Source organism: Micromonospora sp. DT47 (assembly GCF_049844475.1).
Taxonomy (GTDB): Bacteria; Actinomycetota; Actinomycetes; order Mycobacteriales; family Micromonosporaceae; genus Micromonospora.
On record NZ_JBNCLC010000004.1, the window covers coordinates 135,313 to 157,955 of the forward strand.

Sequence of the window (22,643 nt, forward strand, 5' to 3'; positions counted from 1 at the left end):
CTGGGCGCCCACCCGGGTGCCGGGCCGCTGCACCTCAAGCTGGAGCTCAAGACCGGCTTCAGCAGCCGTACCGGGCAGGGGCCGGCCCAGCTCGACGCGCTGCTCGCCGCCCGCCTGGGCGGCCGGGTGTTCCGCCCGGCCGACCTCAAGGGCGGATACGCCACACTGGACTCAGGAGGCGCCGTCGGCGCGGAGCGGGAAGACGTTCGACTCGGCCGCGTCGCGCAGCGTGCCGAGCACCGCGCCGATCTTGTCCGCCGGCATCGGCTTGAAGAAGTGGTAGCCCTGCGCGGCGGTGCAGCCCAGCTCGGCCAGGGCGAGCCGCTGCTCGGCGGTCTCCACCCCCTCGGCGACCACCCGCAGCCCCAGCTCGTGGGCGAGCCCCACGGTGGTCCGGACGATCGCCGCAGCCTCCGGGGAGTCGGCCATCCGGATCACGAACGAGCGGTCCACCTTCAGCTCGTCCACCGCGATCCGGGTCAGGAAGGTCAGCGACGAGAAGCCGGTGCCGAAGTCGTCGACGGCGAGTTGCACGCCCATCGACCGCAGCGTGCCCAGCACCTCGTCGATCACCTCCAGCTCGCTCATCACCACTGTCTCGGTGATCTCCAGGACCAGCCGGCGCGCCGGCACCTGGTGCCGGCGCAGCGCCTCGGCGATGTCGGCCGGCAGGCGGGGGTCGAGCAGGCTGCGCGCCGACAGGTTCACCGAGATCGGCACGTCCAGGCCGTCCCGGGCCCACTCGGCGGCCACGGTGAGCGCCTTGTCCAGCACGTACCGGGTGAAGGTGCCGAGCTGCTCGCTGTTCTCCACCGGGCGGATGAAGTCCGCCGGGCCCAGCCAGCCGCGCCGCGGGTGCCGCCAGCGGATCAGCGCCTCCACCCCGGTCGGCGCGCCGGTGGCCAGGTCGACCGCGGGCTGCAGCGCCAGCACCAGCTGGTCGTCGGCGGCCAGCGCCTCCCGCAGCTCGGCGAGCAGGGCCAGCTGGTCGGTGCTGGCGGCGTCCCGGGAGGTGTCGTACGCGGCGACGCTGCCGCCGCCCTCCTTCGCCTGGTACATGGCGATGTCGGCCCGACGCAGCAGCTCGGTCAGGTCGGCGCTGCCGGCGCCGGCCACCACCACGCCCACCGAGACCTCGACGGACATGCGTACCCCGGCCACCTCGGTCGGCGCGGCGAGCCGCTCGGCGATCTCCCGGGCCTGGCGCAGCGCGTACGCCATCGGGGCCGTCTGGTCCCCGATCACCGGGACCGACGTCAGCAGCAGGGCGAACTCGTCCCCGCCGAGGCGCCCGAGCAGGTCGCCCGGACGGGCCATGGCGCCCAACCGGTTCGCGGTGAGCCGGAGCAGCTGGTCGCCGGCCGCGTGCCCGAGGGTGTCGTTGACCTCTTTGAACTGGTTGATGTCCAGCAGCAGCAGGGCCACCGGGTGGTCGTGGGCGAGCTGCCGCAGCGCCTGGTCGCCCTTGCTGAGCATGGCCGCCCGGTTGACCAGCCCGGTCAGCGCGTCGTGCACCGCGTCGTACGACGACCGCGCGCTCATCAGCCGCAGCTCCCGATGGGTGGCCGCGTCGTGCAGCGCGGCGGCCAACGCGTCGGAGAAGGCCGCCACGGCGTCCCGCTCCCGGACGCTGGGCGGCGCGGAGGCGGGGAACCGGACCCGCAGCTCACCGACCTGGACGTCGCCGACGGCCAGCGGACGGGTCAGCTCATGCTCCACCTCCACCGGCCGGCCGGGCGCCTCGACCTCCCGGTCGCGCACCTGGCCGGAGGCGTCCCCCCGGTAGCGGCGCCACCGGCCGTCGCCCCGGGCCACGTCCACGTCGACCAGCTCGGCACCGAAGAGGGTCAGCGCGCCGGTCACCGCAGCGGTGGCCACCCCGCGCTCGTCGAGCTGGTTGAGCGCGGCGGTCGCCTCGGCGAACGCGCGCCAGGTCCGCCGCTCCTGGTCGGCCCGGAGCCGGTGCCGGTAGGTCTGCTGGAGCAGCCAGAGCAGCGGCGGGAGGAGCAGCAGCCAGCGGGCGTCGATCTCCACCAGCGCGACGACGACCAGGCCGACCGCCACGTTGCCGACGAACATCAGCAGCTTGCCGCGGAGCGCGGCGAGCACCGGCGGACCGATCGCCACGCCGTGCCGCAGCGCCAGGGTGGCGCCGCCCAGCGAGGCGGTGGCGGACAGGTACGTCACCGAGCCGGCGATCAGGGCCAGGGCCAGTCCGGGGGTGGGCGCGGAGAGCAGCGGCTCACCGAGCCCGGTGGCGACGGCCACGGCGAGCGCGGTGGCGGCGGTCAGCGACGCCGCGATCCGGAGCACCTCCAGTGGCGGTCGCCGGTCGGCGGCCAGCGACATGACCGTCCAGGCCGAGCCGGCGCCGAGCAGCGCGGCGGCCGGCAGCCAGCCGGCCGGGACCAGGTAGAGGCAGATGATCAGCGCGGCCTCGCCCCAGGTGATGCTGACCATGCCGGTGGCGGTGCGGAACCGCAGCCGGGCCAGTTGGGCGACCGCGAACGCGGCGACCGCGATCCCGAACCGGGCCGGACCGGGAAGAGGGTCGTCGGGCGGCAGAGCCGCCGGCACGGTCAGGCCGACCAGGACCGCCGCCAGGGCGGTGAACGTGACGGCGGCGGTGAGCAGGAGCACCCGCGGCGGCGTGCCGCGGGTGTCGGACCGGTCGGTCGGATCGCCGGCCCTGCCGGAGGTCACCGGCTCGCTCCGTCCGCCGGTGCCCGGGTGGCGCGGTGCGCGGACGCAGCTGCGGCGGTCATGGCGCCCCCCTTCCGCGCACGGCTCAGGGACTTTCGTCCCCCCGGCGGAAGGCTAAGCCAATCCGGGTTGCCGCAACAGGGGGCGACGACCCGGATCGGCGTGAATCATGCCCCGACTACCCGTTCCGGTGCTGCTGGTGGCCGTTGGGGGAGTTCGTACGGGATTCCTGCGTCGACGCGTCGTCCGCCGGATCGACGGTGGACGCGTCGGCCCGGTCCGGGTCGGCCGCCGGCCCCTGCTGGGGGAACTGGTCGGGCAGCCGGCGCAGCCGGGAGTTCATGTTGCGGATCAGCAGGACGGTGGCGGTGGCCAGGAGCACGATGAGGAACAGGCCCATCGGCCCGGCCAGACCACCCGAGCGGGTGTCCCCGAAGTTGTTCTCCGCGAGCACCTGGGCAGTGGTCAGCATGGTGGTTCTCCGATGTGCGGTGGGGTTTCAGCGTAGCCCTGCGGCCCGGTCAACGGGCATGGGCGGTCTCGCGCACCCCGGCGAAAAGGTCGGACTCGGGCAGCGGGCTGTCGACCAGCGAGCGGGCCAGCTGGTAGTCCTCCGTCGGCCAGGCCCGCTTCTGGAGATCCATCGGCACGTGGAACCAGAAGCCGTCCGGGTCGATCTGGGTGGCGTGGGCGCGCAGCGCGTCGTCGCGGACCGGGAAGTATTCCGCGCACTCCACCCGGGTGGTGATCCGCGGGCCCTTGTCGGGACGGTCCTCCCAGCGCTTGAGCCACTCCTCGTACGGCGACTCCAGGTCGGCGGCGAGCATGCCCTCGTGCAGCGCCATGATCTTGGCCTTGGAGAAGCCGATGTCGTAGTAGAGCTTCAGCGGCTGCCAGGGCGCGCCCAGCTCGGGGAAGCGCTCCGGGTCGCCGGCCGCCTCGAAGGCGGCGACGGTCACCTTGTGGGTCATGATGTGGTCGGGGTGCGGGTAGCCGCCCTCCTCGTCGTACGTGGTGACGACGTGCGGACGGAACTCCCGCATCAGCCGCACCAACGGCCCTGCCGCGACCTCGACGTCCTGCAGGGCGAAGCAGCCCTCCGGCAGCGGCGGCAGCGGGTCGCCCTCGGGCAGCCCCGAGTCGACGAACCCCAGCCACGCCTGCTCGACGCCGAGGATCGCCCGGGCGGCGTCCATCTCGGCGCGGCGGATCTCCGCGATGTCGGCCCAGACGTCGGGCCGGTCCATCTTGGGGTTGAGCACGCTGCCGCGCTCACCGCCGGTGCACGTCACGACCAGGACGTCCACCCCCTCGGCGACATACTTCGCCATGGTCGCGGCGCCCTTGCTGGACTCGTCGTCCGGGTGCGCGTGCACGGCCATGAAACGCAGCTGCTCTGCCAACTTCGGCGCTCCTCGTTTGTGCCCGCCGACATCGGAACTGACCTGCCATTATCTGATCAGCTCCGGGCTGGGAAGATGGACTCTGCCATTCTTGCCGATGCCGCCGACAACAACGCCAGGAGATACCCGCCGGTGACCGAGACGCACGCCACAATTCCTCCGGGCGCGCCGGTGTTCCCGCCCGGTCGGTACGGCCGCCGCCGGGAGCCGGGGCGGCGCCGTCCGCTGCTGGCCTGGCTGCTGACGGCCGCCCTGGTCGCCGGGATGACCCTGGTCGCGGCGCAGCTCTACACCCGCTACGGCGACCCGACGTACGACCCCGAGGTGATCACGTACACCGACGTCACCGACACCGGGATGCGGGTCGACTTCCGGGTGACCGTGCCGTCGGGCGGCTCGGCGGTCTGCCTGCTGCGGGCGCGCTCCCGCGACGGCGCCGAGGTGGGCAAGGAGGAGGTCACGGTGACCGCGCGCCCCGGTGAGCGGCACCTCACCGCCCGGCACCGGATCGCCACCACCGGGCGCCCCTTCGTCGGCGAGGTGCTGCGCTGTCGCGCCGCCGGCTGATTCCGGCCTGACCAGCGCGAAACGGTCACCAGGCCCGGTACCCCCGGTGATCGACGACCCCCCGGAGTGCGCCTCACTGGTAAGATCGGTGGTTCACCTGTCAGCCAGTTCCGCACTACCGAGGAGTACGCCTGTGTCCACCAATGACAACGAGGCGCCCGCCACCTGGCTGTCCCAGGACGCGCACGACCGCCTCCAGGCCGAGCTCGACGAGCACATCGCCAACCGGCCGGCGATCGCCGCCGAGATCAACGCCCGGCGCGAGGAAGGCGACCTGCGGGAGAACGGTGGCTACCACGCCGCCCGGGAGGAGCAGGGCAAGGCCGAAGGGCGGATCCTCTACCTCAAGGAGCTGCTCCGCACCGCCAAGGTCGGCGAGGCGCCGACGGCGGACGTGGTGTCGCCCGGCATGGTGGTGACGATCTACTTCGACGACGACAAGGACGACACCGAGACGTTCCTGCTCGGCTCGCGGGAGATCTCCTCCACCACCGACCTGACCGTCTACAGCCCGGAGTCGGCGCTCGGCAAGGCGATCCTGGGCGGCCGGCCCGGCCAGACCTGCACCTACACCGCGCCGAGCGGCGCGGACATCAAGGTGACCGTGGTCAGCTTCGAGCCCTTCTCCGGCTGAGGCCGGCGCCGCCGGCGACCCGGCGGACATCGCGTACGTCCGAGGCGTGACACCCCAGCGGTGTCACGCCTCGGCCGCGAAGACCACCTGGTAGCCGCTCGCCCGCAGGGCGCTGATCAGCGTGTCGGAGTGCTCGACGCCCCGGGTCTCCACCGAGAGCGCCACCTCCACCTCACCGAGCCGCAGGTGCGGGTTGGCCCGCTGGTGCTCGACGTCCACCACGTTCGCCCGGTGCTCGGCGATCTCGGTCAGCAGCGAGGCGAGCTGACCGGGCCGGTCCGTGCAGCGCACGGTGACCCGCAGGTAGCGTCCGGCCGCCGCCAGACCGTGCTCGATCACCCGCAGCATCAGCAGCGGATCGATGTTGCCGCCGGAGAGCACCGCCACGACCGGGGCCTCCACCTCCACCGCCCCCGCCAGCAGCGCCGCCACGCCCACCGCGCCGGCAGGCTCCACCACCTGCTTGCCGCGTTCCAGCAGCATCAGCAACGCCCGGGAGATGTCCTCCTCAGAGACGGTGACGATCTCGTCGACGAGCTTGCGCACATGGGTGAAGGTGAGCTCGCCGGGGCAGCCGACCGCGATGCCGTCGGCGATCGTGGAGAAGGCGGGCAGGCGGACCGGCTCGCCGGCGGCCAGCGAGGGCGGGAAGGCCGCCGCGCTGGCCGCCTGCACCCCGATCACCCGTACGTCCGGGCGCAGTGCCTTCGCGGCCACCGCCAGGCCGGAGATCAGGCCACCGCCGCCGACCCCGGTGATGATGGTCTTGACGTCCGGGCACTGCTCGAGGATCTCCAGCGCCACGGTGCCCTGGCCGGCGATCACGTCCCGGTGGTCGAACGGGTGGATCAGCACGGCGCCCGTCCGCTCGGCGTAGGTCTGCGCGGCGACCAGGGACTCGTCCACCGTGTTGCCGACCAGTTCGATCTGGGCGCCGTACCCCTTGGTGGCCGCCACCTTGGGCAGCGGCGCGTTCACCGGCATGAAGACCGTGGCGCGGGTGCCCACCAGGCCGGCGGCGAGCGCCACCCCCTGGGCGTGGTTGCCGGCGCTGGCGGCGACCACACCGCGGGCCCGCTCCTCCCCGGACAGCCGGGAGATCCGGACGTACGCGCCACGCACCTTGTACGACCCGGCGCGCTGCACGTTCTCGCATTTCAGCCACACGGGCCCGCCCAGCGCGGCGCTCAACGGCCGGGAGGGCTCCAGCGGGGTGGTCCGGGTGACACCGGCGAGCAGTTCCCGCGCGGCCCGTACGTCGGCGAGACCGACCAGTTCCGTCATGCCGTTTCCTCTCGGTGGACTTTGACAAGTCCGTGGTGGGATGTCCCGCCTTGCGGTGGGACGGTCCCGGTCTGACCCGCCTTGGCGGCGCCGGGTTGACGCTTCATTGCCCTCTGCCCACTGGATCGGGTCTTACGGTTGGCTCCACGTCCAGCCACCGAGCCACTCCCGGCGGTTGTGACCTCACGCGCGAGCGCGGCAAGGTTGCGTGCGGCATTCAAGTCCCGGTCCAAGGCCAGGCCGCATGTGGTGCAGGTGTAGGTGCGCTCGGACAGGGCCAGCTTGGCTTTCACCGTGCCGCAGCCCGAGCAGGTCTTCGAGGACGGGTACCAGCGGTCAGCCAGAATGAGTCGGCCCCCGTACCACCTGGTCTTATAGGCCAGTTGCCGGCGCAGTTCGGCGAATCCGGCGTCGGCGATGTGCCGAGCCAGCCGCCGATTGCGCAGCATTCCCGCTACGTTCAGGTCCTCAATGACGATCGTTCCGTACTCGCTGGCCAGCCGGGTGGTGAGCTTGTGGAGTCCGTCGCGGCGCAGGTTCGCCACCCGGGAGTGTGCCCGGGCCACCTGGGCGCGGGTCGCCTCCCACCGGTTCGACGGATGTCGTCCTGTCCGCCGGTCCGGGCCAACTCTGCGGGACATCCGTCGGAGAAGGCGCCGCGTCCGCAGCCCGGCGGTATCGAGGTGGCGCGGGTTTGGCACTAGTTCGCCCGTCGACAGCACCGCGAGGTGCCGCAGGCCCACGTCCACCCCCACTGTCGCGTTCGGCCCCGTCGGGATGCGGTCCGCGCGGTCGACCTCGACGCAGAAGGCAACATGCCAGCGGCCGCCGTCACGGCGTACCGTCGCAGACAGGATTCGGGCCGTTTTCGCGTCCACCCGGCGGGCCAACTTGCGGGCAGACTCGTGTAGCTTGAGCCGGCCGAGCCGGGGAAGCACGACATGCTTCCGGTCTGGTTCAACGCGGATCACCCCAGTGGTGAACTGCACTGATGGCGTCGATCGGCGACGCGACTTGAACCTAGGGAACGCAACCGGCCGCCCGGCGCGTCCACCGCAACGCGAATCAGACCAGTTCTGCAATGCTCTAGCCAGGGTGTCCAGGCCGGTGTTGTAGGCCTCCTTGGAACATTCTTTCCACCACGGGGCCACGGTCGCCTTAGCTTCATTCCACGCCTTGCGCAATGCGGGAAGCGACCAGCCGACCGCTGGAGTGAGGTTGGCAGCGTCAATGCCATAGGAGCGCTCAGCGGCCCGTTGATCCATGACCGCCTTTACATGGGCCAGTGCCCAGTTGTGGGCCACCCGCGCCGCCCCCGCATGCGCGAGAACGGCTCGCTCTTGCGCCGGGGTCAAATCAAGCGCGAACCGATACGCCTGGATTGTCCTCACTCCGATACACCCCCTTTGTGCCGTGACGAACTGGACCGGGCGGACCCGAACCCTGCCCGAAGATCCGTGTGAGCAGTTCCATTGGGCTCCAGGGCCACGCCCGCCGACGAGATCGTCGCCAACCCCGGCCGAATCGATCACCAGCACGGGACGTCCCTGTCTCCACCGGAGCAGCACGGCATGCCTCATTCCGAAGCACGCAAACCGGTCCCCGACACTTCACCACGATCCTCGATACTCCTGGATGCGGCAAAACGCGAACCACCTGCATTGTCGAGCTGACCACCCGCTCACCTCGAGATTCTGACGGATAGCCACGAGACCAAGAAGGCGACCTGCCGGTCCAGGTCATCGCTGATCAGGCGTCACCGCCTGCACGGGCCTAGTGACAGATTCGCTCATTGCTCGCCTGGTAACTGACACCAGAGTCGGCCATCGTCCACAACCGGCCCAGCATGCGCGATCTTGCAGCTCCGGCCCAGGACATAAGCGCAATACCGGGCTTCCAATCGATGGAGAATGCAAGATCGGCGGAGTCATGCGGCGGCCGGCGACCCCGTTCCGACCCGGGGATAGCCGGGAGCGTGCCGGGACCACGGGGCCTGCATCTCGAACTGCCCGGCCACGCCCAGCAGCAGCAGCTCCGAGCCGGGCGGGCCGATCAGCTGCGCCGCCACCGGCAGGCCGTCGGGGCGCCGGCCGACCGGCACCACGATGGACGGCAGGCCGGCGATGTTCCACGGCGCGGCGTACGGGGCGTACCGGATGTTGGCCTTCATGTTCGCCAGCCAGGAGCGGCTGGACCAGCTGGCCGCCTCCGGCGGCGGGCCGGCCAGCGCCGGGGTGAGCAGCAGGTCCACCGAGTGGTCGGCGAAGAAGCCGATCGAGCGCTCCCGCCAGGCGGCCCGGTCGGCCTCCCGGACGTACCCGCGCCGTTGCGCCCACTCGCCCAGCGCGACGTGCCGGCGGCTGCGCCGCTGGAGCTGGCGCGGCGCGACGCCGGCCGCGCGCACGTCGGCGGCGGCCGCGGCGAACCAGGTGGCGATGCCCTGCAGGCCGAGCGCGGTCGGGTAGACCGGGTCGGCGGGGACGGTGTCGTGCCCGGCGGCGGCGAGCAGCCGACCGGCGGCGGCGACCGCGTCCCGGTTCGGCGCGTCCGGCGACACGCCGCGCACCGGGGAGCGGAGTGAGACGCCCACCCGCAGCCGCGGCGGCGGGACGAGCTTCTCCTGGCGGCGGCCGGCGAGCACCTGGAAGCCGACCGCGGCGTCGGCGACGGTGGTGGTCAGCATGCCGTGCTCGGTGAGGCCGAACCAGTCCTCCGCGCCGAGCTGGCAGGGGACCACGCCCCGGCCGGGCTTCAACCCGACCAGCCCGCAGCAGGCCGCGGGGATACGGATCGAACCGAGGCCGTCGTTGCCGTGCGCGATCGGCACCAGCCCGGCGGCGACGGCGGCGGCCGCGCCGCCGGACGACCCGCCGGGGGTACGCCGGAGGTCCCACGGGTTGCGGGTGACCGCGGTCTCGTCGTCGGTGATGCCCCAGAGGCCGAGCTCCGGCATCCGGGTCACCCCGAGGATCACCGCGCCGGCGCCGCGCAGCCGCCGGACCACCTCGTGGTCGGCCTCGGCGACCGGAGTACGCACCGCCGCCGAGCCGTTCCAGGTGGGCAGCCCGGCGACGGCGGTGTTCTCCTTGACCGCGACCGGCACCCCGGCCAGCGGGAGGTTGGCCAGGTCCTCCTGCTCGTCGACCTTCTCCGCCTCGGTGATCGCCTCCCCGCCGCGCACCGTGCGGAACGCGGCGAGGTCGGCGTCGACCCGGGAGATGTGGTCGAGGTGGTCGGCGACGACCTGGGTGGCGGAGACGTCGCCCCGGCGTACGCCCCGGGCGATCTGTTTGGCGGTCGCCCCCACCCAGGTCGGCATGATGTCCTGCACGGCCACCCTCCCCAGCCAGCGGTCAGCCCAGCGCCTGCTCCAGATCGGCGAGCAGGTCGTCGACCGTCTCGATGCCGACAGACAGTCGCACGAGATCGCCAGGAACTTCAAGCGGCGAGCCGGCAGCACTTGCGTGTGTCATCCGTCCCGGGTGCTCGATCAGGGACTCCACGCCGCCGAGCGACTCGGCGAGCACGAAGAGCTTGGACCGGTTGCAGATCTCCACGGCGTGCTCCTCGCCGCCGGCGGCGAGGAAGGAGATCATGCCGCCGAACCGGCGCATCTGCTTCGCGGCCACCTCGTGACCCGGGTGCGAGGGCAGTCCCGGGTAGATGACCTGGCCGACCTTGGCGTGCCCGTCCAGGTACGCGGCGATCCGCTCGGCGTTGTCGCAGTGCCGGTCCATCCGTACCCCGAGGGTCTTGATGCCGCGCAGGGTGAGCCAGGCGTCGAACGGGCCATTGATCGCGCCCATCGCGTTCTGGTGGTAGCGCAGCTCGTCGCCGAGGCCGGCGTCGGCGGCGACCAGCGCGCCACCGACCACGTCGGAGTGACCGCCGACGTACTTGGTGGTGGAGTGCACCACCACGTCCGCGCCGTGCGCGAGCGGCTGCTGCAGGTACGGCGAGGCGAAGGTGTTGTCGACCACCAGCAGCGCGCCGGCGTCGTGCGCGACGGCGGCGAGGGTGGCGATGTCGGCGATGCCGAGCAGCGGGTTGGTCGGCGTCTCCACCCAGACGATCTTCGTGGTGCCGGGGCGGATCGCGGCCCGGACCGCGTCGGTGTCGGAGACCTTCGCCGGGGTGTAGTCCAGCCCCCAGCGCTCGGCGACCCGGGCGAAGAGCCGGTACGTGCCGCCGTACGCGTCGTCCGGGATCACCACGTGGTCGCCCGGCTTGCACACGGTGCGGAGCAGGGTGTCCTCGGCGGCGAGGCCGCTGGCGAAGGCGAGCCCGACCGGTCCGCCCTCCAGCGCGGCGAGGCACTCCTGGAGCGCGTCGCGGGTGGGGTTGCCGGAACGGCTGTATTCGTAGCCCTGCCGGGGCGCGCCGACCGCGTCCTGGGCGTAGGTGCTGGTCTGGTAGATCGGTGGGATCACCGCGCCGGTGCGGGCCTCCGGGGCCTGGCCGGCGTGGATGGCGAGCGTCTCGAAGCCATGACTCATTCCCGAGACGTTAGTCCGCCGGTACGGCCAGGCGGGCGGAACCCCGGCGCGGGTCACAACGCACCCGGGCCACCAGGGCGTCCTGCTCGACCTCGACCACCACAGCCCGGTGGCCCTGATGGGCGACGCCGCGCACCTGCGTGCGCCGCGCTCCCCCACGGCGGCGAGAGCTGGGACTGACGCCGCACGGTGACCTGGCGACCGGGCGCCTAACCTGACCGGGTGAGCGGGTGCGTGTTCTGCGGGATCGTGGCCGGCGAGGTGCCGGCGTTCCGGGTGGCCGACGAGCCGGACGGGGTGGCGTTCCTGGACACCCGGCCGGTCTTCAAGGGGCACGTGCTGGTGGTGCCCCGCACCCACCTGGTCACCCTGACCGACCTGCCGACGGAGGCGCTGGCCGGCTACTTCGGCCTGGTCCAGCGGCTCGCCGTGGCGGTGGAGTCCGGCCTGGGGGCCGGCGGGACGTTCGTGGCGATGAACAACAAGGTGTCCCAGTCCGTCGCGCACCTGCACACCCACGTGGTGCCGCGGACCAGGGGCGACGGCCTGCGCGGCTTCTTCTGGCCCCGCACCCGCTACGCGGACGACGCCGAGGCCGAGGAGCACGCCCGACGGTTGGCCGCCGCGCTGGCGCCCACCAGAGCCTGAGTTCGCGGGGGGCGGGTAAGGAAGCCGGGACCGCCGGCGTTGCACGCTGGGAGAGGTACGAGAGGAGTCCCACCGTGTTCCTTCGCCGTATGAAGGCCGAGCTGCCCACCCCCGACCAGGCCCTGCCGGGCCGGCCGATCGCGATGCCGATCGGTGACCGGCACGAGGTGCTGCCGTCGACGCTGAAAGGCCCGTTCCCGGAGGGTTCCCAGGTCGCGGTCTTCGGCATGGGGTGTTTCTGGGGTGCCGAGCGGCTGTTCTGGACCCTGCCGGGCGTGCTCACCACGTCCGCCGGCTACGCGGGCGGCGTCACGCCGAACCCGACGTACGAGGAGGTCTGCTCGGGGATGACCGGGCACGCCGAGGTGGTCCAGGTGGTCTACGACCCCACCAGGATCAGCTACGAGGACCTGCTCAAGGTGTTCTGGGAGAACCACGACCCGACTCAGGGCATGCGCCAGGGCAACGACGCGGGCACCCAGTACCGCTCGGCGGTCTACACCACCACCGACCAGCAGCTGGCCACCGCTCTGGCGTCCCGGGACGCGTTCGCCCCGATCGTGGCGCGGGCCGGCAAGGGCGAGATCACCACGGAGGTCGCGCCCCTGGGTGACTACTACTTCGCCGAGGACTACCACCAGCAGTACCTGGCCCCGACGAAGAACCCGAACGGGTACTGCAACGCCGGCCCCAACGGGCTGAGCTGCCCGGTCGGGGTGGCCCGTACCGCCGGCTGACCGACCTGATGTCCGTTTCCGGGCCTGCGGTGTTTGTCACACCGCGGGCCCGGTTCGATTCGGGCACCGGGCGGCGCCCCGGCAGGAAAGTCGGGGCCGACGGCGGCCGGTCGATGAGTGGCGCACATCCTAGCAAGGACGTAACTCCACCGACATCGGTTCAACAGGCGAACTGCAACCAGCTCTGGCAGCATTGCCTGGCATGTGCGGACTTGCGGGAGAGTTCCGCCGTGACGGTTCACGCGCCGATGTGGCGGCGGTGGAACGCATGGCGGCCACGATGAGCGACCGGGGGCCCGACGACAGTGGGGTCTGGTCCCAGGGCGCGACGGCCCTCGGGCACCGACGGCTGAAGATCATCGACCTCTCCCCGGCGAGCGGACAGCCGCTCGTCGACGCCGGCGCCGGGCTCAGCGGCGTGTTCAACGGCTGCATCTACAACTACCGCGAGCTGCGCGAGGAGTTGCAGGCCAAGGGGCACCGCTTCTTCTCCTCAGGCGACAGCGAGGTCGTGCTCAAGGCGTACGCCGAGTGGGGGCTCGACTTCGTCGACCACCTGATCGGCATGTTCGCCGTGGCGATCAGCGAGCGGGACAGCGGCCGGCTGGTACTGGCCCGGGACCGGCTCGGCATCAAGCCGCTCTACCTGGCCGAGACGCCCGGCGTGGTGCGCTTCGCCAGCACCCTGCCGGCCCTGCTCGCCGGCGGCGGCGTCGACACCTCGATCGACCCGGTGGCGCTCACCCACTACCTCAGCTTCCACAGCATCGTGCCGCCGCCGCGGACCATCCTGCGCGGCGTCACCAAGCTCCCCCCGGCCACCGTCCGCGTCTACGAGCCGGACGGCCGTACCCACGAGCGGGTCTACTGGGACCCCTCCTTCACCCGGGCCGCCGAGCGGGCCGACTGGTCCGGGAAGGACTGGCAGGACGCGTTGCTGGAGTCGCTGACCACGGCGGTGCGCCGCCGGATGGTCGCCGACGTGCCGGTCGGCGTGCTGCTCTCCGGCGGGCTGGACTCCAGCCTGGTGGTCGCGCTGCTCGCCGGCGAGGGCCAGTCCGGGCTCTCCACCTTCTCCATCGGATTCGACGCGGTCGGCGGCCGGGAGGGCGACGAGTTCGTCTACTCCGACCTGGTGGCGAAGCGGTTCGGCACCGACCACCACCAGATCAAGGTGCCCACCGGTGACCTGGTGCCGCCGCTGGAGGCGGCCGTCGCCGCGATGAGCGAGCCGATGGTCAGCCACGACTGCGTCGCCTTCTACCTGCTCAGCCAGGAGGTGTCGAGGCACGTCAAGGTGGTCCAGTCCGGCCAGGGCGCGGACGAGATCCTCGGCGGCTACCACTGGTACCCGCCGCTGGCCGGGGCCGACCGGGAGCAGGCGCTCGAGACGTACGCCAAGGCGTTCTTCGACCGGGACGCGGCGGGCCTGGCCCGGGTCCTCGACCCGGCCTGGCTGGCCGACGGCGATCCGGCGCGGGAGTTCGTGGCCGCGCACCTGGGCCGGCCCGGCGCGCAGACCGCGGTCGACGCCGGCCTGCGGATCGACACCCAGGTCATGCTCACCGACGACCCGGTGAAGCGGGTGGACAACATGACCATGGCGCACGGGCTGGAGGCCCGGGTGCCGTTCCTGGACCACGAGTTCGTGGAGCTGGCCGCGAGCTGCCCGCCCGAGCTGAAGCTGGCCCAGGGCGGCAAGGGCGTGCTCAAGGAGATCGGCCGCCGGGTCCTGCCGCACGAGGTGATCGACCGGCCCAAGGGCTACTTCCCGGTGCCGGGCCTCACCCACCTGGAGGGAAAGCTCCTCGACCGGGTACGCGACGCGCTCTCCGCGCCCGCGGCCCGGCGGCGCAACCTGTTCCGCGCCGACTACGTCGACGCGCTGCTCGCCGACCCGAACGCCGAACTGACCCCGTTGAACGGAAACAAGCTGTGGCAACTGGGACTCCTGGAAATGTGGCTCCAGAGCCACGGAATCGACTGACTGTGACGGACACGCTGGCGACCGGCACGGCACGGATCGACCGGAAGCGGATGCTCGGCCGCCGTCGGGAACGCATCGGCCCCGGCGGCGACCCGGTGGCCCCGGGCGCGCCCGAGCCGCGGGCGACGTCCGACGACGCCGACGGCGTGGTGCTGGACTGCGGGTGGGGTCGGCTGGTCTTCGGCCAGACCTTCACCGAGCAGGCCGCCGTCGCCGCGGTGCTGCGGTCCGAGGCCGCGGGCGCCCGGGACATCTGCATCTACCTGCGTGACCCGCACGTGCTGGTCTCCCGGCTGCCGGATGAGCTGTTCATCGACCCGTCGCTGACCTACCGGCTGCCGCTCGGCGAGCGGCGTCCGGCCGCCACCGACGGCGGCGACGAGATCCCCGGGCTGGTGATCCGGCCGCTGCGCGACGCCGACGACGCGGACGCGGTGAACCGGATCTACGCCCGCAACGGCATGGTCACCGCCCCGGTCGAGGTGCTGGTCGACAACGCCGGCACGGACCGGTTCCTGCACCTGGTCGCCGAGGCGTCCACCGGGGAGATCGTCGGCACCATCACCGGCGTCGACCACGTGGCGGTCTTCGACGACCCGGAGAACGGGGCCAGCCTCTGGTGCCTGACCGTCGACTTCAACCACGCCCCACCCGGCACCGGCCAGGCCCTGCTCACCGAGCTGGCCGACCGGCTGGACGGGCGGGGACGCGCCTTCGTCGACCTGTCGGTGCTCGCCGAGAACTCCGGCGCGATCCGGCTCTACGAGCGGCTGGGCTTCTACCGCACCGCCACGCTCTGCGTGAAGCGGAAGAACCCGATCAACGAGCGGCTCTTCCTGCCCGCCACCCCGGAGGGGTACGACGAGCTCAACCCGTACGCGAAGATCGTCGCCGACGAGGCGATGCGCCGCGGCGTCCGGGTGGAGGTCACCGACCCGCACTGGGGTGAGCTGAAGCTGAGCAACGGCGGCCGGACCATCCACACCCGCGAGTCGCTGTCCGAGCTGACGTCGGCGGTGGCGATGAGCCGCTGCGACGACAAGCGGGTGACCCGGCGGATCCTCACCGAGGCCGGCCTGTCGGTGCCGCGCGGCCGGACCGCGAACGGGGAGCCGGACGACCTCGCCTTCCTGGAGGACGTGGGCCCGGTGGTGGTCAAGCCGGCCCGCGGCGAGCAGGGCAACGGCATCACCGTCGGGGTCCGTACCGCCGAGGCGCTGACCGCGGCGGTCGCGCTGGCCCGGCGGTTCTGCCCCGACGTGCTGATCGAGGAGATGCGCGACGGCGAGGACCTACGGGTCATCGTCATCGACCACGAGGTGGTCGCCGCCGCCGTCCGCCGGCCGGCCCAGGTCAGCGGCGACGGGGTGCACGACGTCACCGAGCTGATCGAGCGGCAGAGTCGCCGCCGGGCGGCCGCCACCGGGGGCGAGTCCCGGATCCCGATCGACGACATGACCCGCGAGGTGGTGGCCGAGGCCGGGCACCGGATGCACGACGTGCTGGCCGAGGGCGAGGGGCTGGCCGTACGCCGGACCGCCAACCTGCACACTGGCGGCACCATCCACGACGTCACCGCCGAGCTGCACCCGGTGATCGCCGAGGCCTGCGTGGCGGCGAGCCGGGCGCTGGGCATCCCGGTGACCGGGCTGGACCTGCTGGTCCCCTCCCCCGACCAGCCGCAGCACGTCTTCATCGAGGCCAACGAGCGGCCCGGGCTGGCCAACCACGAGCCGCAGCCCACCGCGGAGCGCTTCGTGGACCTGCTCTTCCCCGGCACCCGGGCCCCACAGCGGCTCTGGACCCCGGCCGGCCCGGGAGGCGCCGCGTGAGCCCGAAGCCACTGGAGATCGACCTGGACTACCTGCGCCAGGTGATGGTGGAGCTGCTGGAGATCCCGAGCCCGTCGGGGCGTACCGACCATGTGCAGCAGTACGTGGGCGAACGCCTCTCCGCGCTGGGCATCCCCTCCACGCTGACCCGGCGCGGGGCGCTGGGCGCCTGCCTGCCGGGGCCCCGGGAAACCGGCGCCGACCGGGCGATCGTGGTGCACACCGACACCATCGGCGGCATGGTGAAGCGGCTGAAGGAGAACGGCCGGCTGGAGCTGACCTCCATCGGCACGCACAGCGCCCGGTTCGCCGAGGGCGCGCACGTGCGGATCTTCACCGACGACCTGGATCGGGTGATCACCGGCCAGGTGCTGCCGCTGAAGGCCAGCGGGCACCGCTACAACGACGACGTGGACCTCCAGGGCGTCGGCTGGGAGCACGTCGAGGTCCGGATCGACGAGCCGGTGGAGGACATCGCCGGCCTGCGCGCGCTCGGCATCGACGCCGGCGACTTCGTCGCCTTCCTGCCCAACCCGGCGGTCACCCCCAGCGGGTACGTCAAGTCGCGGCACCTGGACGACAAGGCCGGGGTGGCCGCGGTGCTGACCGCGTTCAAGGCGATGGTCGACGCCGGCGTCACCCCGGCGGTCACCGCGCACCTGCTGGTCACCGTCACCGAGGAGATCGGCCACGGGGCCAGCCACGGCCTCGACCCGGACGTCGCCGAGATCGTCTCGGTGGACGCCGCGGTGGTCGCCCCCGGCCAGCAGTCCCGGGAGGACGCCGTCACCCTGGCGATGGGCGACGGGGTCGGCCCGTTCGACTACCACCTGACCCGCAACCTCGCGTCGATGGCGCGGGAGCACGGGGTGGAGCTGGTCCGGGACGTCTTCGACTACTACCGCTCCGACGTGGCGGCGGCCGTCGAGGCCGGCGCGCACGCCCGGGTGGCGCTGCTCGGCTTCGGCGTGGACGCCACCCACGGGCACGAGCGCACCCACCTGGACGGGCTGCGCCACCTCACCCAACTGCTCTGCCTCTACCTGCAGAGCGACCTGGTCTTCCCGGAGTGGGACGCGGAGCCGGAGGGCGACCTGGCCGACTTCCCGTCGCTGGCGGTGCAGCCGGCCAGCGAGGAGGGGCCGCGCGAGGGCCCGATCGGCATCGCCGACGCCTCCTGACGGCTTGTGATCGAAATCCGTTGCCGGGCCCGCGGGGAAATGGATAGCGTGGCGGTACACGGGAAAGGAGGTGGTCCAGACTTGTATAGCAATCGGACTCGTGAGGTGGCTGTCCGCTAGCCGCTGTCCTCGACAGTGAATTCCGTCCGCCGCGAGGCGGGCACAGGCACCATCGTCGAGACCGTGTGGCAGCGGTGCGGCGAAACCACGACAGCCACCCGACCCCCGGGGTGCCGACCCAGTCCAGTCGGCCCGCGCACGAGCGCGGAAGCCCCGGGGGTCGCTTCATGTCCGGCGGAGCCGGACCGTTCACTGAGCCGCCGGAGGTCACGACCGTGTCGATGCGCGAGCTGGTGGTGCTCGGGACGGGCAGCCAGGCCCCGACCCGGCAGCGCAACCACAACGGGTATGTGCTGCGCTGGGACGACGAGGTGATCCTCTTCGACCCGGGCGAGGGCAGCCAGCGGCAGCTGCTGCACACCGGTGTCACCGCCACCGACCTGACCCGGATCTGCGTCACCCACTTCCACGGCGACCACTGCCTGGGCCTGCCCGGCATCATCCAGCGGCTCTCCCTGGACCGCGTCCCACGCGCGGTGGCGGCGCACTTCCCCTCCGGCGGGTCCGAATACTTCGCCCGGCTGCGCCACGCCAGCTCCTTCTACGAGACCGCCGAGCTGGCGGTCGAGCCGATCGAGGCGGACGGGCAGCGGATCACCCTGGGCGTCGGCACGCTGGAGGCCCGCCGGCTGCGGCACCCCATCGAGACGTACGGCTACCGGCTGGTCGAGCCGGACGGCTGCCGGATGCTGCCGGAGAAGCTGTCCGCGTACGGCATCGCCGGGCCGGCGGTCGGCGAGCTGCTCCGCGCCGGGCACCTCGACCTCGACGGGCGCCGCGTCACCCGGGACGAGGTGAGCGTCACCCGGCCGGGTCAGCGGTTCGCCTTCGTGATGGACACCGGCCTCTGCGACGGGGTGTACGCCCTCGCCGAGCACGCCGACCTGCTCGTCATCGAGTCGACCTTCCTCGACTCCGAGGCCGCGCTCGCCGCCGAGGCCGGCCACCTGACCGCAGCGCAGGCCGCGCGGGTGGCGGCCGAGTCGGGGGTACGCAAGCTGCTGCTCACCCACTTCTCCCAGCGGTACGCCGACCCGCGCCGCTTCCACGACGAGGCCCGCGCGCACTTCGACGGGGATCTGGTGATCGCCGAGGACCTGACGACCGTGCCGGTCCCGCCCCGGCGGGTACCGTCGCCCGGGTGACCGTCACCCTGCGTCCCGCCACCGTCGACGACCTGATGCCGGTCGGGGCGCTGCACCAGCGTTCCCGGGTGGCGGCGTACTCGTCGTTCCTGCCGGCGGAGGCGCTGGCCGACCCGAGCCCGGAGGCGATGGGCCGGTACTGGATGGAACGGTGGGGCTGGGAGCGCGACGACCACCGGATGACCGTCGCGGAACGCGACGGGCGGCTGGTCGGCTTCAGCTACCTCGGCCCGGACGACGAGGGTGATCCGGTGACAGGCCTGCTCAACGCCATCCACCTCGACCCGGCCGAGCGGGGCCGGGGCACCGGCCGGGAGCTGATGGTCGACGCGCTGGCCGCCATGCGGGCGCGCGGCTGGTCCCGGGCGGTGCTCTGGGTGCTGGCGCAGAACGCGACCGCCCGGCACTTCTACGAGCGCGGCGGCTGGACGCCGGAGGGGTCGCGGCGCGACGAGTACTTGGGTCCCATGGTCACCACGCAGGTGCGGTACGCCCGCCCGCTCTGAGAGCCGCCTTCGGCGACGGCACCGAGGCCCGGTTCGCGGGCAACTCCGGCGGCGCGCTGGCCGACTCGGCCGGCCGGGTGATCGGGGTGAACACCGCGGTCGCCGGCTACGGCCTCGGGCTGGCCGTACCGATCAACGCGACCACCCGGCAGATCATCGCGGACCTGACCGCCCACGGCCGGGTACGCCGGGCCTGGCTGGGCGTCGCCGGCGTGCCGGTGCCCCTGCCGCCGGAGATCGCCGCCCGGACCGGGCAGCGGCGCGGGCTACGGGTGGTGGAGGTGGTGCCGGGCAGCCCGGCCGGTCAGGCCGGGATCTACCTCGGCGACGTGATCCTCTCCGCCGGCGGCCGGCCGGTGCGCGACGGTCAGGGCCTGCAACGGCTGATGCTCGGCCCGGCGATCGGCACCCGGCCGCCGGTCACCGTGCTGTGCATGGGCGCCTTCGTCGACGTGGTCGCGGTGCCGACCGACCTGGGCCGCTGAGCCGTCACGTCCCGTCCCGGTCGGAGTCGGCCGAGAAGACGATCACGCCGAGGTAGCCGCCCTGCTCCTCGGTGACCTTGAGCAGCATGCTGTCCTGATAGATCGAGTCGTCGTCGTTGAAGGTGTCCCGGCCGGTGTGCGCGGCGTACGGCTGGGCGGCGAAGACCCTGCTGTTGAGCGACTCGTCGAACATCAGCTGGGTGGTGAGCACCCGGTTGTTGTTGTCGCCCACGTGCACCATGGCGTGGATGTGCACCGTCCGGCCGCGGTACCAGCCGGGCCAGATGGTGGTGAACTCGACGATGCCGTCCGCGTTGGTCACCTGCGCCCCGCGCAGGTAGCGCTTGTCGTCGACCGGCGTCAGGTCGGCCGCCTGCCCACCGCCGCCGCCCGGCGCCCCACCGCCCGGCGCACCCCCGGCGGGCGGGGCGCCGCCGCCCGCGGCACCGCCCGCGCCGCTGGACTGCGCCTCCGCGCCCGAGTAGAGGCCGGCCGCGTCGCAGTGCCAGATCTCCACCACCGCGTTCGCCAGCGGGCCGCACTGCTCGCTGTCCTGCACCCGGATCGCCAGCCGGAGCCGGGTGCCCTCCCGGTCCTCCCGGATGTCACCACGGATCCTGTCGGCGTCGAAGTAGTACGGCCCCTGGGTGGTGGACGCGGTCAACGCGCAGGTGTTCGCGCCGGAGAAGAGCGAGGTCAGGTCGTTGGCCGTGGTGGCCTGCGGGGCGACCGTCTCCCCGGTCGACGTGGTGACCGTGGCGTCGTCCCGGCCGCAGGCGGCCAGCAGACCGGCGAGCCCGATCGAGCCGATGCCGGCGATGATCCGGCGCCGGCTGACCCGCTGCCCCTCGTGGTGGTCGTCGTGGTCCATCAGGTCCTCCCGGATTCGGTGGCGGATCGCTCGATCCACCGCCGACGGTAGGAACGGGACATCCGGCGCGGCTGTGCCGTCGTTGTGCGCCAGCTGTGCGTCCCGGCGGCCGCGACGGCGCAAGGCCCCGCCGCGACGACGCAGGGCCCCCTCCCGGTCGGGAAGAGGCCCTGCGGTACGTCGTCGGATCAGCGCGCGCCGAGGTGGGCGAGCAGGTCCTGCCGGGTGAGCACACCCTTGGGCTTGCCGTCGACCAGCACCAGGGCGGCGTCCGACTTCTCCAGCAGGCCGACCGCCTCGCTCACCGGCTGACCACCACCGATCATCGGCAGCGGCTCGGCCATGTGCCGCTCGATGGTGTCGTGCAGGTGCGCCTGGCCGGTGAAGAGCGCGTCGAGCAGGTCCCTCTCGGCGATCGAGCCGGCCACCTCACCGGTCACCACCGGCGGCTCGGCCTTGAGCACCGGCAGCTGGGAGACGCCGTACTCGCGCATGTAGTCGATCGCGTCGCGGACCGTCTCGGTCGGGTGCACGTGCACCAGCTCGGGCATGCCGCCGGGCTTGCTCGCCAGCGCGTCCGCCACGGTCGGCTCGGTGCCGGCGTGCTCCATGAAGCCGTACCGGGCCATCCACTTGTCGTTGAAGATCTTGGAGAGGTAGCCCTTTCCGCTGTCCGGCAGCAGCACCACGACCACGTCGTCCGGGCCGGCCTTGCGGGCCACCTCCAGGGCGGCCACCACGGCCATCCCGCAGGAGCCGCCGACCAGCAGCCCCTCCTCACGGGCCAGCCGCCTGGTCATCTCGAAGGACTCCTTGTCGGAGACCTCCACGATCTCGTCCGCGACGCCCCGGTCGTACGTCTCCGGCCAGAAGTCCTCGCCGACGCCCTCGACCAGGTACGGCCGGCCGGTGCCGCCGGAGTAGACCGAGCCCTCCGGGTCCGCGCCGATGACCTTGACCCGCCCCTCCGAGGCATCCTTCAGGTAGCGACCGATGCCGGAGATGGTGCCGCCGGTGCCGACGCCCGCGACGAAGTGGGTGATCCGACCCTCGGTCTGCTTCCAGATCTCCGGGCCGGTGGTCTCGTAGTGCGATCGGGGGTTGGCCGGGTTGCTGTACTGGTTGGGCTTCCACGCGCCGGGGATCTCCCGGGCCAGCCGGTCGGACACGTTGTAGTAGGAGCGGGGGTCCTCCGGCGCGACGGCGGTCGGGCAGACCACCACCTCGGCGCCGTACGCCCGCAGCACGTCCTGCTTGTCCTGGCTGACCTTGTCCGGGCAGACGAACACGCACTTGTAGCCCTTGAGCTGCGCCACCAGGGCCAGGCCGACGCCCGTGTTGCCGCTGGTCGGCTCGACGATGGTGCCGCCCGGCTTGAGAAGGCCCGCCTGCTCGGCATCCTCCACCATCCGCAGCGCGATCCGGTCCTTCACCGAACCGCCCGGGTTGACGTACTCCACCTTCGCCAGCACGGTCGCCTGGATGCCCTCGGTGACGTTCCGCAGCCGTACCAGCGGGGTGTTGCCGATCAGCTCGACGACGTTGTCGTAGTACTGCACCTCGTTGTGCCCTTCGTTGCGGCGCCGGCGACGGCGGCCTGGCAGACGATCCTTCGTCGCTCAGGGTACGTGCCGTCAGAGCGTCACATGACCGGGGATGACGGAGCTGCGACGTGCCTCCCACTCCAGGAAGCGCTCGGTCTCCGACAGCACGCTGCCGGCCAGCCAGGTGACCATGACCACGTCGTCCACCAGGCCGAGGACCGTCAGGAGCAGCTCCGGCACCACGTCGACGGGCGAGACGACGTACACCGCCGCCGCCGTCATCATGGCCAGCCGGAGGCCGCCGTCGTACTCTCCGCGGGCGGTGGCCCGGATCATCCTCGGCAGCGCCGCCAACCGGGCGCCCAGCGAGGGACCGCCCCGCGCCCCGGCCGCCAGCGCCCGGGCGAGCGCGGTGAACGCCGCGCTCCGCTTCAATGTCTTACCCATCAGTCCAGCCCCTCTCCGCCGACCAGCGTGACGGGACCGCGCAAGTCGGCCCC

General features: G+C 72.5%; 20 protein-coding genes. 10 read left to right on the forward strand and 10 right to left on the reverse strand.

Translation table 11 applies throughout. The features are described 5' to 3' along the window. Positions 1–171: 171 nt before the first annotated feature. The 3 genes from ACLQ2U_RS07760 to mca form a co-directional block, all read right to left on the reverse strand. A complete protein-coding gene (locus ACLQ2U_RS07760) occupies positions 172–2,640 on the reverse strand; it encodes a putative bifunctional diguanylate cyclase/phosphodiesterase (protein WP_425750128.1) in 2,469 nt (822 codons plus the stop codon). A 241-nt stretch (positions 2,641–2,881) separates the two neighbouring features. Beyond that, positions 2,882–3,175: a hypothetical protein gene (locus ACLQ2U_RS07765; RefSeq protein ID WP_425749867.1), complete on the reverse strand. Its 294-nt coding sequence runs from the start codon at positions 3,173–3,175 to the stop codon at positions 2,882–2,884. Positions 3,176–3,224: 49 nt separating this feature from the next. Further along, positions 3,225–4,106 (reverse strand): mycothiol conjugate amidase Mca, encoded by an 882-nt coding sequence (gene mca, locus ACLQ2U_RS07770; protein WP_425749868.1) that lies wholly within the window; start codon positions 4,104–4,106, stop codon positions 3,225–3,227. Positions 4,107–4,238: 132 nt separating this feature from the next. Between mca and ACLQ2U_RS07775 the strand changes: the two genes are divergently transcribed. Next, positions 4,239–4,673: a DUF4307 domain-containing protein gene (locus ACLQ2U_RS07775; RefSeq protein WP_425750129.1), complete on the forward strand. Its 435-nt coding sequence runs from the start codon at positions 4,239–4,241 to the stop codon at positions 4,671–4,673. Between the two features lie 133 nt (positions 4,674–4,806). Continuing rightward, positions 4,807–5,307, forward strand: coding sequence for a transcription elongation factor GreA (gene greA, locus ACLQ2U_RS07780; protein ID WP_425749869.1), 501 nt, complete (start codon positions 4,807–4,809; stop codon positions 5,305–5,307). Positions 5,308–5,370: 63 nt separating this feature from the next. Here the strand turns inward: greA and ilvA are convergent, their stop codons facing one another. The 4 genes from ilvA to ACLQ2U_RS07800 form a co-directional block, all read right to left on the reverse strand. Next, entirely contained in the window at positions 5,371–6,591 is a 1,221-nt protein-coding gene (gene ilvA / locus ACLQ2U_RS07785) for a threonine ammonia-lyase (RefSeq protein ID WP_425749870.1), read from the reverse strand. After that, a complete protein-coding gene (gene tnpB / locus ACLQ2U_RS07790; protein ID WP_425749871.1) occupies positions 6,588–7,982 on the reverse strand; it encodes an IS607 family element RNA-guided endonuclease TnpB in 1,395 nt (464 codons plus the stop codon). The genes ilvA and tnpB overlap by 4 nt, the downstream gene beginning before the upstream one ends. 536 nt (positions 7,983–8,518) lie before the next feature. Then, positions 8,519–9,928 carry an amidase gene (locus ACLQ2U_RS07795; protein ID WP_425749872.1) on the reverse strand — a complete coding sequence of 470 codons (1,410 nt, stop codon included), beginning with the start codon at positions 9,926–9,928 and terminating at the stop codon, positions 8,519–8,521. Between the two features lie 16 nt (positions 9,929–9,944). After that, positions 9,945–11,087: a cystathionine gamma-synthase gene (locus tag ACLQ2U_RS07800; protein ID WP_425749873.1), complete on the reverse strand. Its 1,143-nt coding sequence runs from the start codon at positions 11,085–11,087 to the stop codon at positions 9,945–9,947. 222 nt (positions 11,088–11,309) lie between these two features. On the opposite strand from ACLQ2U_RS07800, the gene ACLQ2U_RS07805 reads away from it, so the two are divergent. From ACLQ2U_RS07805 to ACLQ2U_RS07840, 8 genes are all read left to right on the forward strand, one after another. After that, positions 11,310–11,735 carry an HIT family protein gene (locus tag ACLQ2U_RS07805; RefSeq protein ID WP_425749874.1) on the forward strand — a complete coding sequence of 142 codons (426 nt, stop codon included), beginning with the start codon at positions 11,310–11,312 and terminating at the stop codon, positions 11,733–11,735. A 74-nt stretch (positions 11,736–11,809) separates the two neighbouring features. Continuing rightward, on the forward strand, positions 11,810–12,472 hold the full coding sequence (gene msrA, locus ACLQ2U_RS07810) for a peptide-methionine (S)-S-oxide reductase MsrA (protein ID WP_425749875.1): 663 nt from the start codon (positions 11,810–11,812) through the stop codon (positions 12,470–12,472). A 202-nt stretch (positions 12,473–12,674) separates the two neighbouring features. Then, positions 12,675–14,459 (forward strand): N-acetylglutaminylglutamine amidotransferase, encoded by a 1,785-nt coding sequence (locus ACLQ2U_RS07815; protein ID WP_425749876.1) that lies wholly within the window; start codon positions 12,675–12,677, stop codon positions 14,457–14,459. 2 nt (positions 14,460–14,461) lie between these two features. Next, positions 14,462–16,291, forward strand: coding sequence for an N-acetylglutaminylglutamine synthetase (ngg, locus tag ACLQ2U_RS07820; RefSeq protein WP_425749877.1), 1,830 nt, complete (start codon positions 14,462–14,464; stop codon positions 16,289–16,291). Next, positions 16,288–17,472 carry an osmoprotectant NAGGN system M42 family peptidase gene (locus ACLQ2U_RS07825; protein ID WP_425749878.1) on the forward strand — a complete coding sequence of 395 codons (1,185 nt, stop codon included), beginning with the start codon at positions 16,288–16,290 and terminating at the stop codon, positions 17,470–17,472. The genes ngg and ACLQ2U_RS07825 overlap by 4 nt, the downstream gene beginning before the upstream one ends. Before the next feature lie 335 nt (positions 17,473–17,807). Then, positions 17,808–18,737, forward strand: a complete 930-nt coding sequence (locus tag ACLQ2U_RS07830; protein ID WP_425750130.1) for a ribonuclease Z — start codon at positions 17,808–17,810, stop codon at positions 18,735–18,737. Next, complete coding sequence (locus tag ACLQ2U_RS07835; protein WP_425749879.1) at positions 18,734–19,243, forward strand: GNAT family N-acetyltransferase; 510 nt, start codon at positions 18,734–18,736, stop codon at positions 19,241–19,243. Before ACLQ2U_RS07830 ends, ACLQ2U_RS07835 begins: the two co-directional genes overlap by 4 nt. Positions 19,244–19,329: 86 nt before the next feature. After that, a complete protein-coding gene (locus ACLQ2U_RS07840) occupies positions 19,330–19,728 on the forward strand; it encodes a S1C family serine protease (RefSeq protein ID WP_425749880.1) in 399 nt (132 codons plus the stop codon). 4 nt (positions 19,729–19,732) lie between these two features. Here ACLQ2U_RS07840 and ACLQ2U_RS07845 read toward each other — a convergent pair whose 3' ends face one another. From ACLQ2U_RS07845 to ACLQ2U_RS07855, 3 genes are all read right to left on the reverse strand, one after another. Continuing rightward, positions 19,733–20,599, reverse strand: coding sequence for an intradiol ring-cleavage dioxygenase (locus ACLQ2U_RS07845; protein ID WP_425749881.1), 867 nt, complete (start codon positions 20,597–20,599; stop codon positions 19,733–19,735). Between the two features lie 188 nt (positions 20,600–20,787). Beyond that, positions 20,788–22,158 carry a cystathionine beta-synthase gene (locus ACLQ2U_RS07850; RefSeq protein WP_425749882.1) on the reverse strand — a complete coding sequence of 457 codons (1,371 nt, stop codon included), beginning with the start codon at positions 22,156–22,158 and terminating at the stop codon, positions 20,788–20,790. A 75-nt stretch (positions 22,159–22,233) separates the two neighbouring features. Next, entirely contained in the window at positions 22,234–22,590 is a 357-nt protein-coding gene (locus ACLQ2U_RS07855; RefSeq protein ID WP_425749883.1) for a DUF1232 domain-containing protein, read from the reverse strand. Between the last annotated feature and the right edge of the window lie 53 nt (positions 22,591–22,643).